The organism is Vibrio sp. SCSIO 43132, assembly GCF_019904195.1.
GTDB classification, from domain to species: Bacteria; Pseudomonadota; Gammaproteobacteria; order Enterobacterales; family Vibrionaceae; genus Vibrio; species Vibrio nigripulchritudo.
In genome coordinates this window covers 3,521,788-3,539,894 of sequence record NZ_CP063199.1, presented here as the reverse complement: position 1 = coordinate 3,539,894, position 18,107 = coordinate 3,521,788, and the positions used below count along the sequence as shown (strand labels likewise).

Annotated in this window: 14 protein-coding genes; 5 read left to right on the top strand and 9 right to left on the bottom strand. The window is 45.0% G+C overall.

All coding sequences use genetic code 11. The features are described 5' to 3' along the window. Positions 1 to 89 precede the first annotated feature (89 nt). The 5 genes from INR79_RS15815 to INR79_RS15795 all read right to left on the bottom strand — a co-directional run bounded on the left by INR79_RS15815 (position 90) and on the right by INR79_RS15795 (position 3,226). The gene (locus INR79_RS15815; protein WP_223095059.1) at positions 90 to 938 is read right to left on the bottom strand and encodes a hypothetical protein; all 849 of its coding nucleotides are present in this window, start codon (positions 936 to 938) and stop codon (positions 90 to 92) included. A 4-nt stretch (positions 939 to 942) separates the two neighbouring features. Continuing rightward, a complete protein-coding gene (locus INR79_RS15810; RefSeq protein ID WP_004398372.1) occupies positions 943 to 1,665 on the bottom strand; it encodes a hypothetical protein in 723 nt (240 codons plus the stop codon). Positions 1,666 to 1,789: 124 nt separating this feature from the next. Further along, positions 1,790 to 2,467: a hypothetical protein gene (locus tag INR79_RS15805; RefSeq protein WP_223095057.1), complete on the bottom strand. Its 678-nt coding sequence runs from the start codon at positions 2,465 to 2,467 to the stop codon at positions 1,790 to 1,792. Between the two features lie 17 nt (positions 2,468 to 2,484). Beyond that, entirely contained in the window at positions 2,485 to 2,787 is a 303-nt protein-coding gene (locus INR79_RS15800; protein WP_223095056.1) for a hypothetical protein, read from the bottom strand. Positions 2,788 to 2,800: 13 nt separating this feature from the next. Continuing rightward, complete coding sequence (locus INR79_RS15795; protein WP_223095055.1) at positions 2,801 to 3,226, bottom strand: hypothetical protein; 426 nt, start codon at positions 3,224 to 3,226, stop codon at positions 2,801 to 2,803. A gap of 140 nt (positions 3,227 to 3,366) precedes the next feature. Here INR79_RS15795 and INR79_RS15790 point away from each other — a divergent pair, with 140 nt between their 5' ends. Then, the gene (locus INR79_RS15790; protein ID WP_022602232.1) at positions 3,367 to 3,612 is read left to right on the top strand and encodes a hypothetical protein; all 246 of its coding nucleotides are present in this window, start codon (positions 3,367 to 3,369) and stop codon (positions 3,610 to 3,612) included. A 234-nt stretch (positions 3,613 to 3,846) separates the two neighbouring features. After that, positions 3,847 to 4,002 (top strand): hypothetical protein, encoded by a 156-nt coding sequence (locus tag INR79_RS15785; RefSeq protein ID WP_022602231.1) that lies wholly within the window; start codon positions 3,847 to 3,849, stop codon positions 4,000 to 4,002. 1,127 nt (positions 4,003 to 5,129) lie between these two features. Here the strand turns inward: INR79_RS15785 and INR79_RS15780 are convergent. The 4 genes from INR79_RS15780 to INR79_RS15765 form a co-directional block, all read right to left on the bottom strand. After that, on the bottom strand, positions 5,130 to 5,468 hold the full coding sequence (locus tag INR79_RS15780; protein WP_022602228.1) for a hypothetical protein: 339 nt from the start codon (positions 5,466 to 5,468) through the stop codon (positions 5,130 to 5,132). 203 nt (positions 5,469 to 5,671) lie between these two features. Continuing rightward, positions 5,672 to 6,628 (bottom strand): hypothetical protein, encoded by a 957-nt coding sequence (locus INR79_RS15775; RefSeq protein ID WP_022551656.1) that lies wholly within the window; start codon positions 6,626 to 6,628, stop codon positions 5,672 to 5,674. 49 nt (positions 6,629 to 6,677) lie between these two features. Then, entirely contained in the window at positions 6,678 to 7,451 is a 774-nt protein-coding gene (locus INR79_RS15770; RefSeq protein WP_022602225.1) for a lamin tail domain-containing protein, read from the bottom strand. 165 nt (positions 7,452 to 7,616) lie between these two features. After that, positions 7,617 to 8,507, bottom strand: a complete 891-nt coding sequence (locus INR79_RS15765) for an N-acetylmuramidase family protein (RefSeq protein ID WP_022602224.1) — start codon at positions 8,505 to 8,507, stop codon at positions 7,617 to 7,619. 268 nt (positions 8,508 to 8,775) lie between these two features. Between INR79_RS15765 and INR79_RS15760 the strand changes: the two genes are divergently transcribed. The 3 genes from INR79_RS15760 (at position 8,776) to INR79_RS15750 (ending at position 18,098) form a co-directional block, all read left to right on the top strand. Then, positions 8,776 to 12,390, top strand: coding sequence for an FG-GAP repeat domain-containing protein (locus INR79_RS15760; RefSeq protein ID WP_223095053.1), 3,615 nt, complete (start codon positions 8,776 to 8,778; stop codon positions 12,388 to 12,390). 213 nt (positions 12,391 to 12,603) lie between these two features. Then, a complete protein-coding gene (locus INR79_RS15755; RefSeq protein WP_223095051.1) occupies positions 12,604 to 14,319 on the top strand; it encodes an autotransporter assembly complex protein TamA in 1,716 nt (571 codons plus the stop codon). After that, positions 14,316 to 18,098, top strand: coding sequence for a translocation/assembly module TamB domain-containing protein (locus INR79_RS15750; RefSeq protein ID WP_223095049.1), 3,783 nt, complete (start codon positions 14,316 to 14,318; stop codon positions 18,096 to 18,098). The genes INR79_RS15755 and INR79_RS15750 overlap by 4 nt, the downstream gene beginning before the upstream one ends. The last annotated feature ends 9 nt before the right edge of the window (positions 18,099 to 18,107 follow it).

Below are 18,107 nucleotides of genomic sequence, written 5' to 3'. Positions count from 1 at the left end.
AACGTGGGGGATAAAATTGGGTATTCGGTGAAATAAATGACGTTTCTAACAATGTGGCAGAAACCGGTACTTTCGGTACCGGTAGAGGGTCAGGATGCCATAGCCCACAAGGCGGCGTCCTGCATACCATCCAGATTAAGAGACTGCTGGTGGTGTACGTTGGCAAGTTCCAGATCAGAAATCACTTCTGCCCGATAAGCCAGACCAAGTTCGATGCACTGGATCTGCTGGTTGCACGGGTAGTAGCTCATCTGTTCAGAAAGGGCATGCAATAAGTGCGATTCTTCTCGGTTGAAATTTAGGTGTTCAATCAGTTCTTTAACGGTTGGGTACATGGGCTTTTTCTGTTGACGTTCGTCGGTGCTGTTAATGAAGCTTTCATCCCACTGAAAGGTGGTGCCAAACAGGTAACAACGAATGGCGTGCATCAGCAGCCAGTAGCTCGCTTTGGTGCTTTTACAGATGTGTGTTTTGCTCGCTCTCCAGTAGAAATAAAGTGCGGCAACAAACTTGTTTTGGGCGTAGCTGTCCGAATCCATCAGAGCCAGCATAATGGCTTGATTGATTTTGTGCTGATGCTTCTCGGTTTGCTGAGCAGAAGCGGGCGTTACTCTACCAAGCGATTTAAGTGGTTGCCGAACCCCCTGAGTTGGCGATGGTGCGCATAACCTGCCAAGCTGCATTCCACGTTCGTTGAGCGTTCCTCCTTTAAGCCAGTCCACGTGATTCAGCGGGTTGATAGGGCGAATGCGAACTGCCTGTTTCTGAATGGATTCAGGCTGGTGGAAAGGCCCGGATTCATCTTTAAAGGCATTATCCGCTGGTGACGTTAAGTGGATATAAGCCAGTTGATAGGCAAGCTGCTGAGCAATTCCGGGCTCTGTACCTGCCATTAATGCGGCGCTGAACGCCGCATAGTACATTTCGTCTGAACGCATCGCATTACTCCTCGTTGGAGTGAGATTCCGGCGCACTTAACGCTTTAATGCTGCTGTTGTATTGCGGCAGCGATTCCACAAATCGGTTGATGACCTGCTCTGCCGTTGGCGCTTCAATGGAGGGTTCGCTGATGTAAGTGTCGACTTCTGTGCGAATGTGCCCACCTGTCAGCGAGTCTTTTTCACGTTGAATCACAATCGCGTGTACCGCCTGGCAAAATGCAAAAGCATCGGTTTTACAGTAGATTCGGTGCTGGCTTCCGGTGTTGCCACTGCCCGGATAACGCGGTGATGCGTAAGACACCATATACGGCTGGGTTGACGGATCGTTGCCGATCAGCTCTTCACAGGAAAACAGCACAAAGTCGGTAGAACGATAACGATCCATCACGTTGTTGCAGATAGGCAGATCTGCCTCAATCGCGAGATTGTAATCGCAGAAGAATACATCCACACTCGGGATCAGGCTGGAGATCATGGTATCGAACGCCTGCTGAACGCCTTCAGGCAGCTCGTCATCATCCGGCAGTTGTTCAAATTCACGCGAGGTAACGGAATACGCTGAACGCCAGCGCGCCAGCAGTTCTTGCCCGTTGCCTGCATCTCGGAATTTGTAGGCGACTTTGTATCCACCATCAAACATGTCTTCTACATCAGGCTGATCGGTCAAAAAAGCAAATTTGCGTCCGTCTGAGGCTTCGCACAGACGAAAAAGTAGTTGTCTCATCTCGGTCTCCTATTGAGTTATGACCTCCACAGGATACGTATGAGTGGTGGGTGATTCTTGGGGGAACGGACGAAAGATACGGAGTAAGTTCTAAAACTGAAAACCGCTATTTATCTGAACAACTTTACTTGCCTGAAAGCAGGCAAGCTGCAATACCGGGTAAACGGCGAAGGTGAGGTCCCGAGCTTTTGGGCTTGGGAATATACTTAGGATTAGCCTCGGTTTTTTTGGTGTCGTGATAATCAGATTCAGCCTGATGATTGCTTTGGTCAGGTTTGGCTTCTTCATCCAACAATGACGACTCATGATCCGAATAAACACACTCGATCTGATCACAGGCGATATCAACATCGGGTGAATCCGATTCAGAAGAAGATAAGGGATCGCCTTGGATATTTTCTGTATCAGGATGATCAAAAAGATCATGGTGACCTTTTTGATCATCATAGGCCAAAAAGGTTTCTTTCGGCATCCCCGTTAAACACAGCGACAAATCCTGAACGTAGCTTTTGTAAGGGTTGAGGGTATCATCAAACCGAGCGACAGAGGATGAGTCTTCAAAACTTGCTTGTGCTTGTGCGGTGCTGGGTGCCAGTTCTTCTTCTTTAGGAATAACATGGTCTTCCCGATTCTCACTGCGTTGGATTGAGGGCTCATTGAGAGGGGGCTGAGTTTCTGCCACTGGTTCTGAAGGTTCATGTTCATGCGAAGTTGGCTTGATGTTCTGGCGCTCCCGCAGCTTCAAATTGGATTTGAGCCGATAGCCATAAGGTATCCAGATTGTACGCCTTCTTCTTCGCATGATGTGTCCTTCAGAGGCTAAGACAAGACAGCCTGAGTGAGCGCATGAAAGGCTTTATTCACCACCTTTTGAACTTCCGCTTTTGCGGTGATCTGCCAAGTCAGCATTTCCGCTTCAACGATTTGTTTTTCCCTTTCCAGTTCAATAGCAAATTCTTCTTCTGAAATATCCCCGGTTTGTCTGGCAAGCAGCAAAGTTTCAATGTCATTCTGCTGTTTTTCAATGCACGACTTCAGCGCACTGCCGAGCAGGTTTTTATAAGGGGAGTTCTCTAGCTGAGAGGTAATGGTGTCAATCACTGAGTGTAGGGTGTTGTTCATGTTCGCCTCCATCTTATTGTTTCGCCAGTTCACCATCTATCAGGGCATCAAACAGCCGGCGGTACTGACTGGTTCGCCTGTTAATAATGAAGTTAGAAATGGTGTCGTTCTTTCTGTGGGTGGCTTCATCCTGCCCCCATAGGGAAAGCAGAATTCGCGTTTGTTCTAGCGATTCGGTGTTTTTTTCTCGGCGCTTTTGCCTTCTTTCCAAGCTTCGGATCTGCAAAGTGATCGCCTGATATTGCTTGGCAAAGCGATCAAATTTGCGATCTTCAATCGGCGTAAAAGTCAGATCCAGATAGAGCCTTTCCACTTCCTGATCGATGTGCTCGATCTGCTGAAGGGTTTGCTGATCGTAGCTGGCGATAAACTGCAAGGCACAGCCGGATAGGGCAATAACCAACGTCATCCAACTGACAATAAGGGCTTTGTTTTTCATGGCGCTTCCAGAGTAATGATTTCTTTTCATCTTGGTGGAAGTGGTCGAAAAGTTCTCAGGTGAACCGAGGAATTAGTTCGTGGTTTTTACCAAGTTTTCACCCAGAAGATGGCATAGCATTTTGGGTAGGAGGTATCGATATGGAAGAGTTACTCAAAGGGTTGGAGATAGCCAAAAAAGCCCTGAAAAAGCGACCACAAAAGCCCAAACTCACCCCCGAACAGTTCCTGCAGCTCGCCAAAGTAAAGAAAGAGATGGAAAAGATCTTAATGGGCAAACAGACCGTGAACGACCTGTCAGACAAAAACAAAGAAATGCTGATAAAGCTAGCAAAGACATTTATTGAAGAAGCAGCGGAGAAAGCAAAGGTGGGGGATGGAACTTAGCGCATGAATACTGGAAGCAAGAAAGTAGCAGAGGTTGGTCATTTGTCAGAGAGATAAACATGACTTTACAATATAAAAATTCTTGTGGTTGAAGAACTGAAAGTCATACTGACTAATTTGTTTATAAATAACTTTGTATATATTTGATTGATTAGTTTCAATTTAAATAATATCAAGTATATTGTCGTTTTTATCTCATTGATTAAGTAGGTTAAGAATGGAAAAGGGAAAAAAATGCCACACAAGATGACTCGTTGGGTGTCAAGAGTAGGTTTTTTTACTTGTGTAGCAACTGCTTGGTTATTTATTGATGATCCTGTTGGTTTAGCGTTTAGCTATGGGGCTTTTGTTATTTTATTTATATATGGTATCAAAAATAACGAGTTTTAATTAATGCTTTATAGTCATTGGTGCAGGGTTAGGTACTGACAATACATACTTCATATTTTCAGGAATATCACTTTTTCGATACTGGGAACGGTGTGATTTTGAATACGTTTTCTTACCTAAGTAGTCTGACACCTCTAAGTGAATCACTTACACCAATTTTTGTTGGCTTTCATATGGACCCCATATTTTTTTGTATGACATTGTGAGCTTGACTGTAGAGCCTCTAAATACTTTAGGGTACTTTACGTTTGACAAGAGCTCTCCCTGAGCAATATTTAATCCGATGTTTACAACTGCTCCTGTTAAAGCAGTCATACTGACTGTAACCCCAGTAACAGAAGCAAAAGCTATAGGTGCGAAGGTGATTAGTGCATATAATGCATAACCAGAATAGTGTATGGATTTCTCCATCTCTGCATTCCACTTTTCAGCGGAGGAAGTCGTTGGAAAAACAAAGTTAATCTCAGATTTCCTATCTGTCTTTTCTAAAGTAAAACAGCTAGGTTTATAGCCCTGACCAAGCTACCGACCACCCTCACTCCAATTAAGTTTGTTTCGACATAAACTCTCTAATTTTGATTTTTCTACTGCGGATAATATTGTTAAATTTGTCATTTATATCTCTTTGGTTACAAACTAAGTTTAGAATGGTTAAATTAAACGATAAAATATATCAATAAATATCAACCTTTATTCAATGTGGAAATATATTGATTTTATTTTCGACACTATTCACATGTTTGTTAAATTTAATACCCTCTAATTAACGTTTACATATTGGTGAGAATATTTAGTAAAATTAGACAAATAAATTAAAAAGGTGAAAAGTTTCTTAATAGGTTAATAAACCGTTAAATATTTGTCAGACTAAAAAAAGAAATACAGATAAAGCTGGAAAAGACATTTATTGAAGAAGCAGCAGAGAAGGCAAAGGTGGGGGAGGTTGGTGGATCTGAGAAAGGGAGTGACTGAATCTGTTTACCTTTTAGATAAAGGCGGTTGTAGTAGCTTGTTTATGCCCCACTCCTTGTTATGGGTAGAGCTCGCTAGTTAACCGCAGCTTCACTTTTTAATGAGCTAGGGAGAGGTCCCATTCAATTTGCCGATTTCAACCTACTGAATAATTTTCAGTCCATTCGGGTAATAAAAGTTTGCTCGCCATCCACAAAAGCCACAAAGCTACCGTGATAGATAAACACTCGACCACGTCCCTCAACTAGGCAGGCAAGCTGTGGGTTCAAATCTTCATCGTTATCCTGGCTTTGAAATGTACCCGTATCGGTAATTTCGCCGCTGAGTGTTGGCAAATATCCATAACTGCGCTTGGCTTGATCAATCAGGCTCAATTCACTGGTAGTGGAGAAGTAAGAGGGGATCGCACCAGCTTCTTCGATAAACATAGTTTTCAGTTCTTCAAAAGCGGTAATTACCAGCCAGTCGATATCGTTAACATGATGGATAAACATAGAGTTTCTCGATAATTTTGATGCGGAGATTCTACCATTATCAGGGGCTGAAAATAGTAGAAATAAAATGGCTACAGGCGGTGACTCTGTGACATTTCCAGACATTCACCAGGTCAACTTGAAACACCTTTATGTGCAGTCCTGAATTATCAAGTCAGCAAGTTCACACCATTTGTTGAGGCGTTAAACGTATCCAGCCCAACCTAAGATTTCCGTCCACCACTTGAAGGGGTCGCTACTTCGGTATTCTTTCTTATGCCATCTATCAGTCGATCCAGTAGGGTAAACATCACTTCAATGCTGTAGCCGGCGAGAAATGCTAATGCCATGGGGGAAAGGGTCATATCCCCCATTTCTGGTTTTAATAACCAGCCTGTAATCATTCCAGCAAGACAGCCTAGCGTTAGTCTGAGCCGGTAGCCCACTTCGCGGCTGGCGGTGTAGGTGAGGTTTCTCACTTGCTGAAGCAAACTTCTGAGCACAAAAATAAATGCTCCCAGTAAGCCGTATAGCAACGGCAATACGTAGTTTTGTAGCATTTGCAGCACAGACTGCGCCGCAATAAGGTTGGCTTGATATTCCAGTTCTAACTGGTTGGTTGCTTCATTGGGTATTGGCAGGTCGAACTGAAATTCCTGCCCCAGCATCCATACCCAGTTCCATTTCTTTAAAAGCTGATAATTGGCTTCAAGATCCTGGCTTAAGGGAAACGTGGCTTGGGGAAGGGAGTCTGCCAAAGTCTGGGTTAGCGAATGTCCGAACAGGTAGAACATCTGAATCGCCAGTAAGCAGATTAAGGTCATCACCGTGTAGCGCCGATACCAGGTAATGACTCTCGTTGCGCCAGTAAAGGTGACTTTGCCATCGCTGGCACTGGGGACGACGGCTTTGATGCTTTCAACCGTAACGGGATACACCTGTTTTGCCAGCCGATCAAAGCTATGTAGCAACTGGATTTCGTCTTCTGTGTTCCAGTATTTGGTGCCAAGTTTGGCGTTGGCTTGGGCGATACCCTGCGCGATGTTGGCGTCGATAGAAAGGTCCCCGTGCCGGGCAACGTAGTGCAGTAAAAGACATCCATCGCTGACAAGGAGCTGTAAGTCGCTGTCAGGTTGGAGGCTGGAGTCATTCGTTTTTGTCTTTACTTGTCTGCTCTGCACGAGGAAAACCTAATTTGATGCGTTGTTATTGAGCTTGAGGCGAGGGTATCTAGTACTGATAAGATCCCACTTCGTGGTCGAGGTAATCGAACAGCTTGCAGTGACCCTGTTCGTTATTCCAAATCGCTCTTGGGCTACAAAAGCTGAACTCGCCTTCGTTTAAGTGTTCTTTGTTTGTGAACACTTTGACAGAGGATTGAGCCTGCAATCGGATGCCTTCTGGGAAGGTGAAAGTCGTCTGGTTGCGCACGGATTCCACTCGCCAGGCTCCGATGTCTACTGTGTTGTCTGAAACGTTGGAAATTTCCACATATTCGTCGCCTTCGGTGTGCTTTTCTTCCCCGTCAAAGTAAATGTTGGTGATAAGCACGTCTGGGTAGGCGTCACCACCATACGCTAAGGTCGACACGCTTTGACCATGTGGGTTGAGCAAGGTTGCGGTATCGCCATGGTTGTTCCAGATGGGTTTGTCGGACTGAAAACTGAATTCAGAGTCGCCAGACGTCGCCACGCGAATTTTGCCGTATGGTGCCAGTACAGAGCCTTCTGGAAATTCAAATTCCTGATCCGGTGAACCTGCCAGAATTTTCCAGCTAGTAAGGTCAATTGCCAGCCCACCGCGGTTAACAATGTCGATGTATTCGTCCAGATGGTCGGTCTGCCCTTTGAAGTCGAGTTCCCCAATTTCTACCTGGCTGGTTTCCTGAATTCGGTTTAAATCTTCCCATAGCTCGTTGAGTTGTGGTTTGGTCAGAGCGGTCGCCAGCCTGCTTTCAAGAAGGGTTTTCAATTGTTCCTGAATGTATTGAATCGTCAGTGCCACGTTATTTTCCTTTTGCGTTTGTGTTTTGGTTATTTTGAGGCATCTCTGCTGTGGCATCCCTGCCAGAGCGAGGAAGAATTCAGGGAAATAAACGATGTGGCTTATAGGAAAGGGGGAAAGAAAAAAGGCAGAGGGTGACTCTGCCAAGGGGTTCTCATGGTTTTATCAGCTTGCGTGTTTGTCGTACGCAGCGAGTAGCTTTTCGTCGTAGCGGTTTTCGGCGTACGCCGGACCGTTGTAGTAGCGAGCAAAGGTTGCCCAATCCAGTTCCTGAATGGCGGTGTGCAAGCGCGAATCTGCCTTAATGAAATTCACAAAGGCAAACAGGTGGAAGCGTTCGGCAAGAAACATCTCGCGAACAAAGGTTTCGACATTGTCATAGCCCGCTGCCTGATGGTTGAAGCCCATGATCTGGTAGCGTCCATAAGATGCCGACATCAGTGCCGCTTTGCGGTTAAGCGCCATGGCGTTTTGTAGGCGCCCATATTCCTTTTCTCCGCCGACATAAAGTGAACGATCCCACTTACGAGATGAAATCTCGGGGTGAGATTCATCAAACTGGCGGTCACTGTATTTAGAGAAAATATGCGCTTCGAACAAGATGCACGGAGGACCACTGGCAAAGAAACCACTGCCTGCGGATTCCACTTCAGACACGGCTTTCACTGCCGCAACATCGCAGTTTAGCGATTCAGCCGCTTTTTCAAAGTCTTCTTCAGACAAGCCCACTTCAGGCTCTATCCGAGGTAAAAACAGGCTTGGCGCAAAGCCCAGTTCATCGGAAGCAGCTTCTGCCAAGGCTTTGTGGCTTTTGCCGTTGCAGTCGATACGACCGTCGGGATTTTTAAAGCCCAGAATACTGGCTTGCATCTGCTTGATGGCTTGGCAGGTTTTGGAGGTGTCGAAGTCATCACCAATGATGCCATCTTCGACCAGAGCTTCATCCAGCCCAATTTTGTCACTGGCTTCGTTCAGTGCTTTTTGAATCACAAGTACATCTTCCGCTAAGTTTTCACCAAGTGTGCCCACCGAAGACGTTAAAGGAAGGTCTTTCATTGTTTGCTCCTGAATGCGTAATTTCGTCTTTATTACGGTATCTGAGAGCTGGTGAAGAAAACTTGGTGGAATGGAGGGGGAAACCCGCCAGAACAGTGAAATGAGCTTTAAGGAAGTTATAGGAATTATGGCTTTAGAGTAAGCGATAATAATTCTATAAATACGACTTGGTGCAAATTCTTAGTGATAATCAGAATGAATAAATATGATATGTTCATTCCAAAAAAATTAGCAGGCTAAAGCCTCAATAACAAATCAAAGGAATTGTATGCTTCGTCAATTAAAAGCTTCGTCAGTGCTAGGGATTGCGGTTCTTCTTACTGCGTGTGGCGGTGGTGGATCTGGCTCAAACGATTCAGGTTCGTCAACTTCAGAACAGAAAAAAACAGAAGAGATTTCACAAGCCTCTAAAACCCTCAAAAACGCAACTCAACATACCCCCGAAGAGCTTAAAAAAGCCGCGTACAGCTTGGTTGAGCATGGGTATGCCGGAAAATCAAATGTGGCGCAACTAAATGAAACAGTTGTAAGGCAGGCTTCAGTTGCTGCGCTATCGTCGGAATATAGCCTCATTTTTAGAGATGACCAAATTCGTAGTCTTCTTTCTTCAAAGGATGCCGCTGGAAAGTCAGTTACCTGTGGCGGCTCAGGCTCTGTTGATATTCACTCAACATTAAATGAAGAAGGCTTAGGGATATTGTCACTGGACTTTAAAGATTGTGTGACTTCCCGTTACAGAATGACTATTTCAGGAGTGTTGGCATTATCTTCTGAGAGTAATAATCAAAAAAGTTATTATTTTAACGAGCTAGATATTAATGGAGTAAAGGTGACGGGTTATACCCAGTCACATCATTCCGAGATTGGTGAGCGTGGATATGAACAGACCGGAGAAAGCCGTCTATTTTATTCCTATAGCGATGGAAAAAATACTAAGCTAGAACTTACAGAGTCTCAGAGTAGCCCTGACTACTACACAGAGACAAATGTTGGAGTAAAAGGCACTGTATGGCTAGGTGAATCGGGGAAAGTTAACGTTTCATCTCAAGGACTAAAAGCGCGTTTTTACAATGACTTTTATGAAGGCTCTCTGAGCTTTAAAGCAGATACTGAAATCCAGCTTTCATTTTCGGATAACTTCTTTACCTATAAGAAAGATTTAGGCGGCGATGGTTCTTTTGAATTAGGCACGCATTTATCTAAAGTGAGTGGTTTCCAGTTTGCGTTGATGCAACCTGTTGACCTTTATCCACTTGACCTATTGACACAGCCACCCGCATTTACGGGTATGCCCTCACTGCTGTCATATAATGTGAGTACAGCTAACGCCATTGTTGTTGAAAGCTCGGAGTTTTCAGACCCTGATACACCGGCGGAAAATTTACAACTGAGCTATCGATGGTATATCAATGATGAATTGGTTGAGGGAGAAATAACCAATACCCTTCCCGCCTATACGGCGGCTTATGGTGATGAAGTTAAAGTTCAATCGGTCATTTTTGATGGAACGAGTTCAATAACCAGTGAATGGGCATATGTTTTCCTTAATGACACTAAGCCAGTAATCAAAACGGACAACTTACCCGCAAAAGTTTTTTCAGGGGATGAATTGCAATTTGGCGTATCGTTGTTTGATTTAGATACAAATGGTTCAGAAAGAGTCCTTATGGAATCTGGACCCGACGGTGCCACAATCAGCAGCGATGGCGTTGTCTCTTGGACTGTACCTTCCGATTCCGACTTTTTATTTCCCGTTCAAGTTTTTGAATTTACGTTTAAGTCAGTTAGTGACCAACTCTCTGAGTATGTGTTTGAATTAAAGGTAAATAGCAGCAAGGCAGCGCCTATCGCTCGTTCTGGTGAGTATAGCCCATACAAAGACAATTCTATTGTTATCGATGATTTTGATGGTGATGGTTTAAATGAGTTCCTAACAACAAACAATGGCAGGGGGCTTTACCTTTATAGTTATGATAATGGGCAATACAACCAAAAATGGATGTACCCTTATCAATTACCAAACAATGCTTGGATAGAGCAGGTTCACTATATAGATATAGATAATGATCTAAAAAAAGAAATAGTAATAGTTACCTCAAAGAATATCCTTACCTTAGAAGAGCTGTCCAGCAAGCCTAAGATCGTGTATGAAACTCCTCAGAAAATACTGAGGGCGGCATTTTCAGATACGGATGATGATGGTGTGATGGAAGTTGCCATCATACATTATGCTTGGGAAGAGAATTGGTCCAAGCTTTCTGCATTTAGTTGGAATGACTTTTCTAACCCTATAATAGCGGAGATCGATGTAGCAGGAACCACTCAGCTTGTGTATTCGAATGTTGATAATGATCAGTCACCTGAACTTATATTAAATAGCGGTTTAGTTATTGACACCTCTACATGGGCGATTCAATGGAATTACAATGGACGATTTTCTGCAGATAGAATGATCATTGAAGATTTCAACCAAGACGGTGTGAATGAAATCGTTGGAAGAGACAATTTCAGTAACTTTTCTATTTACTCTGCTGTAACGAATACTTTAATCAGTCTCTCGTCTACTCAAAGCTTGTCTCCATGTGATTTAGAGACATCTTATTCAACGATCGGAGTGAGCGAATTGTTGGTTATGAATTGTTCATATGATGGCGTAAAAGCATTCAAATTAGAAGGTGGAACTCTTTCTCAGGTGTGGCACTTGCCTACTTCTAGCCCATATGACGCAAGTTCTCTAACTATTGGTGATTTTGATAATGACAGTAATCTAGAGCTATTATGGGGGACTAACCACAGTTATTCACTCAGAGGTTTTGCTAGTGCGGATATTTCTGGCAACAGTGCTACGCTGAAACATACAAGTATTGTCAAGCCTTCGACAGCATTTAGATCAGTAGGGTGGGCAAACATTACACCTGTTAAAGAAGAAGCGCTGTTTTTGGTTGGTAAGTACGACAATAGTGATGTTAGAGATAAATTTACGACAGTAAGCTCTGAAGGCAAGGTCAACTTTAGCTCTGGAACAAGCTACACTAGTTATTCATTACTCAATACAGTGCACACCGACTTTGATAGTGATGGCTATTCTGAAATCGTTATACCTAAATTTAATTATGCAGTATCACAGATAGAGCTAATCCAACTAGATGGTGAGTTGGTTAATAATTCTCCTGATGTAGCAAGAGATAACGGTGATATTATTGTGAAAGCTTCCGATTTTAACCAGGATGGAAAGAAGGAAGTTGTGTTAGCTCATGGTACTGCGATGACGATATACGATGTAACGAACGATAGAACCATTGCATCTTATCAGCATTCACAGAGTGGTGAGCAAATTCGTGAATTTGAAGTGTACGATGCAATTTCTGGGTCTATTATTGTCTCACATGGACACAAGTTATCTCTTCTTAAAGTAACTGGAAGTTCAATGATCAAAAAGTCCACTTACAACCTCTCTGATTTCGGTTGTCGAAATATTTTAGTATTTAACCACGACTCAGACAGTAGCAAGGAAATAGCGTGTTTTTCTGATCAGACAACTGGCAAGGGTAATCAGCTTTTGGTATTCGAGATTGAGGTAAATCACCTCACTCTCAAAGAAAGTTATTCTTTAAATTTTGAAACCAGTGGTGTGGCGGTAATTTCTTCGCAACCTAATGAGCAAGGCTTTATTGTCTCCACAAAGGAATACACACACTTTGTTTCGAGCGCATCTCACCTTTATTATTTGAGGAAACTTAACCACAAAGGTGATTCAATATGGAGAAGTTCTCCGCTAATTGGTGAACCTAGTAGCCATGGTATTAAGCTACGAAATCACCCCGAAAAAGGGCTACAAGCGCTCGTTTCCACAGAGCAAGCTATGTACCAAATCAACCCATAGCACTAACTATAGCGAAGGCGAGCCGAATGGTTCGCCTTTCTTTTATTCACCATTTGGCTACTTAATTTTTTTACTACTTATCTCACACTCACCATACTTTTCTCTGTAATTAGAGCCAATATCAGTTTCCACTGTTTAAGACTAGGTAGGGGACGCAATTTCTGATAGCTTTGAGCGGTCTTGAGAAAAAGGTTGTACATTGCGCTGTCAGATATGAAGAAGATACAAGTTTCGCACCTCATTGGGTGTGGTTTGCTTACCATTGGAATGCCCGCTCTTGCTTTCGATTTAGAAATAGAGGGCTTAAAAGGAGAACTGGACACCAATGTGTCTGCTTATCTGTCGGCGATTGACCCAAGTGAATATTCCACTTCACTGCGCTTTCAGTCACGCCTAGAAGACAACATTATCAAAGCGTTAAAGGCGCTTGGACACTATCAACCCGATATCAGTTTTGTGGCGGCGGAAGATGGTCAGTCACTCACTGTGAATGTCGATCCCGGTCCTCTTGTCACCATACGAATCAGTGATCTTGTTATCTCAGGAGAAGCCGCGACCGACCCGGATTTCATCAAATTACGAGAAGGTTCTAAGCTCGGTGTTGGAGATCCACTTAACCACGCAAATTACGAAGCCTATAAATCCAGCTTAAGAAATCTGGCATTAAGAAAGGGCTATTTTGATGGTGAATTTGGGCAAACCAAACTTGAAGTTGCGCCAGAGCATAAACAAGCATTCGTCACGATAGAATTTGATAGTGGTCAGCGCTACTACTTTGGCGATGTGCAAATTTTTGGTAGTCAGATCCGTGAAAGCCGCGTGAAATCACTTGTGCCATTTGAAGCAGGCGAACCCTATCTGGCGTCTAAAATTGGCGAGCTTAACCAGAGTCTTTCTAATACCGAATGGTTCTCTTCGGTGCATGTCGAACCCGAATTAAGTTACATCGGAAAGCAGCGTGAGCTGCCGATGAACATTAACCTTGCCCCACAGTCCGAAAACCAAATCGAAACTGGATTGGGTTATTCCACCGACATCGGCTTTCGTGGCAAGTTGAGCTGGAAAAAGCCTTGGCTGAACGATCGTGGTCATAGCCTGCACAGCAGCTTGTCTCTGTCTTTGCCTGAACAGGCGATCACCGCTAGCTATAAAATTCCATTGGAAGATGTACTGCGCGAGTACTATGAAATCCAGTACGGGATGAAACGTACCGATAAGGACGAAACTAAAAGTTTAGAGCACAACTTAGCGGTGAAGCGCCACTGGAAGCTGGATTCCGGCTGGCAGAGAACCGCGTCGATACGCTTTTTGTACGATGATTCGGAAGAGCGTGGTGAATCGAGAATTTCCAAGTTTGTGTTACCGGGCTTTACCTTTAGTAGAGCACGAGTGCGCGGTGGCGCTATGCCTATGTGGGGAGACAAGCATCTCCTGACGGTGGAAGCAGGTAATGAAAGCTTACTCTCGGACACAGGTATTTTGAGGCTACAAGGCAGAACCGCCATTGTACGAAGCATTGGAGAAAATCACCGCGGCTTAGCACGCTTTGATGCTGGTGGCGTATTTGCCGGCGATTTTGACAAAGTACCGCGTTCATTAAGGTTCTTCGCGGGGGGTGACAACAGCATTCGTGGTTATGGCTACGAAGATATTCCCGCCACTCAACCAGAAGACAAATTCAGTGGTGGTAAGTACTTAGCAGTCAGCAGTCTGGAATACCAGTATCGGGTATACGGCAACTGGTGGTTAGCAACCTTCGTTGACTACGGTGATGCATGGACGGATAAACCCGACTGGAAAATCGGTGTCGGTGTGGGTGTTCGGTGGGCATCACCAGTCGGTCCCATTCGTTTAGATTTCGCTAAGGGGTTAAACCAAGAGTCTGGCGACCAATTTAAGATTCACTTTACGTTGGGACCTGAACTATGACCCGTACCGTTGCTAAATGGCTGGTGCGTCTGGCCTTGTTCATCCCTTGTCTGATCTTAGTGATTTTACTTTTGCTGGGCGCGTTGTTGTTCACTCAGCCCGGTCTCAGTCTGGCTATATGGGGAGCGCAAAAAGCACTGCCACAACTGAGTGTTGGTGAATCCGAAGGTGCCATTCTTACAGACATTGTGTTGAAAGATGTGTCCTTCACCGACCCAGACTTATTCATTGATTTAAAAGCCAAGCGTGTTCAGCTTGATTTAGATGCCGAGTGTCTGTTTGAACCGCGTGTCTGTATTGAAAACCTGATTCTAGAATCTCTCACCTTTGCATTGACGGATACTGCCCCGTCGGAAGAAGAGCCTGCACCGTCAGAGCCTGTGACTGAAATCAAACTGCCGGTTCCTGTCTCTGTCAGCAATATTCAGCTTAATAACATTGCTCTGGATGTACTTGGAAATCAGGTGCAATGGGATACGTTTTCGACCGCTATTACGATGGAAGGGCGAGAGCTGACCCTGCACCCCACTCAATGGAATAACATTGATATTACGCTGGCAGAATCTGAAGAGCCCTCAGCCCAAAAAGAGCCCTCAGCCAAAGAACAGTCTTCGGCGAAAGACTCACCTAAGCCAGCACAGGATATTGAACTGCCAGAAGTGCTTATCCCTCTGGATGTGGTTATTGAAGGCTTTGATGTCCGGGACTTTACATTGAATGGTGACTCTCCAGTTAAAATTCATCATTTAGGGCTACAAGCTAAAGCTGGCGACCATAATGTCGAGATCGAAAAACTGGAACTCGATATGCCAGAAGTCACTGCCAAAGCCAGCACCCAAGTTGAGCTTAAAGGGGATTACCTGCTGCCAAGCTTAGCAATGGATGCCAGGCTCAATCAGACGGATTTAAAAGGTCAGACGCTTAAGTTAAGTGCAAATGGCAGTGTCGCAAACCTCAACCTAAATGCGGATCTCGGTGGCGTCGTAAAAGCGCATTTGGAAGGCAAACTGGAGCCGCTAAAAGCAATTCTTCCGTTTGATGTGTCTTTGACAGAAGGCGAAGTACAGTGGCCACTCACTGGCGAAGCGGATTATAAGTCTGATATCACCAGTATCGATTTGAAAGGCGACTTAGACGGCTTCGATCTAGCCGTAGCCCTGAAAGCAAAAGGCAAAGAGATCCCTGATGTAGCGCTCGATACCGCAGCAAAAGGCACGCTTCAAAACATCAAGGTTCACTCTCTTGTCTTGAATACTTTAGGCGGTCGGGTGGCCGGTCAGGTAGAAGCAGATTGGTCTGACTTAGTGAAATGGAATACTACGCTGGGTTTAGACAGTATTCAGCCGGGTCTGCAATGGCCAGAAGCCGAAGGCAATATCAGCGGAACCATTACGACCAACGGTCAGCTTACCAAGGCAGGTGGCTGGCAAGTCAGCGTGCCATTGTTGGCTATTCAGGGGCTGATTCGTGAATATCCACTGTACATCAACGGTCAGTTGGACGCCGCTGACGTCAACATGAGTGGCGAACCCAGCATTAAGACGGAAGGGCTTGAGTTGTCGCACGGTCCTAACAACCTGTTTGTATCGGGTTCTCTCGACAAACAGTGGGGGCTGGATGTCGAGCTAAACTTCCCAGAATTTGTTAAATCCATTCCTGACTTACGTGGTCATATGCATGGCGACGTGAAGCTTCGCGGTGAGTTCAAAGAGCCGCAGGTCAAAGTCGATTTAAGTGTGAATGACGTGGAATGGAAAGATGAAGCGTCGGTGAAGTCGGTCGCTCTATCTGGTGACATTTCACCTCTGCCTGCACCAAAAGGCGATTTGTCACTGGTGGTAAAAGATGTACAGGCACAAGACCAGTACATCGATAGTGTCGATTTGCAATTTTCGGGGACTCAGGAAGACCATCAGTTAACGCTGGATGTGCTGTCTGATCTGGTGTCCACCAGTTTGAAGATTGTCGGAGGGTTAACCGAAAAACCAGAAATGGTCTGGAATGGAGAGCTGCAACGTGCAGACATTTCTTCTGAGCAAGGCACCTGGACATTGGAAAACACCGCTAAGCTCGGGTTCAACATGGCGAAAAACATGGCCACGGTACAAGCGCATTGCTGGCGACAGCAAGATGCGCAGCTTTGTGTTACCCAAGACATAGAGGCGGGGGAAAGTGGTGAAGCCAACATTGCGATTAAGAAATTTAACTTCGACCAAATCAAACGCTTTATTCCAGAAGAAACCGACCTGAAAGGCGAAGTTAACGCCACTGCTTGGGCTCGCTGGGCACCAGATGCAAAACCAGAAGTGAAGCTGTCGGTAAAACTGCCAGAAGGTAAAGTCACACAGACTCTAGAAGCGCCAATCACGGTGGGGTGGAATGGTATCACTCTGAATGCAGAGCTGAAAAACGACCAACTGACCAGCCAGTGGAACTTAGACCTTACGGACAACGGGCAGCTTACCGGACAGGCTGATATCAGTAATGTTCAGTCAGACAAGCAAACCATTGATGGCAAACTAACAATATCCGAAATTCATCTGGACATGTTAAAGCCTCTGTTGGGTGAGTTCAGTAAGGTTAATGCCAATATTCATTCAGATTTGGCGTTTAAAGGTCCTTTGCTGCATCCCAAGCTTTACGGCGATTTCTCTATCGACAAGCTGCTTGCTAAAGGGGAAATCACTCCAGTAGACGTAAATGATGGTCAGATAGTTGCTACGTTTGATGGTTATGGTGCAGTGCTTAAATCTCAGATTCATACCCCAGATGGCACATTGAATCTGGAAGGTGACGGCAACTGGGCAGATCTGAAAAAATGGCGAGCAAACCTGGCTGTATTTGCAGATGAATTAAATGTGAAACTGCCACCGATGGTTCACATTAAAGCGAAGCCGGACCTCAAGATTTCCGCCACGCCAGAGCTGGCAAAAATAGAAGGGGATATCTACCTTCCATGGGGTCGGATTGAGGTTGAAGAGTTACCACCGAGTGCGATTGGGGTTTCAAGCGATGAAGTACTGCTGGATCAGGACTTCAAACCTGTCGAAGACAAAAAGCCGTTACCGATGAATATTCAGACCAACGTAAACATCAAAATTGGTGACGATTTTGGTCTGACGGCATTTGGTCTGGTTGGCAAACTAAAAGGCGATCTGAAAGTATCACAGCGCGACAAAGGACCGTTTGTTGTTGGCGAAGTCAACATTCTGGATGGTTCTTTCCGCTCGTTTGGGCAGGATCTGGTTATCCAGACGGGTAAGATCCTGATGAACGGACCGGTCGACCAGCCGTATGTGGTGATTACCGCGATCCGAAATCCAGACAATATTCAGGACGACGTGACGGCGGGTATTCGTGTAGACGGTCCGGCTGACGATCCCAATGTCACCATATTTTCAGAGCCGGCAATGCCACAGGCGAATGCACTTTCTTACCTGATGCGTGGTCGGGATATTGATGCCGAAGCTGGTGGAAACCTGATGACCACAACGCTGATTGGATTAAGTCTGGCGAAGAGCGGAAAAGTGGTCGGGGAGATCGGTCAGGCGTTTGGGGTTCAGGATTTACAACTGGATACAGCAGGTTCTGGTGATGATTCTCAGGTAACTGTGAGTGGTTACATATTACCCGGCTTGAAAGTCACCTACGGAGTGGGTATTTTTAACTCACTTGGTGAGTTCACGGTGCGGTATCGTTTGATGCAGGATCTGTATGTCGAAGCCGTGTCAGGCTTGAACAGCGCGGTGGACTTGATTTACCAGTTTGAATTTAATTAGATTCAGGTG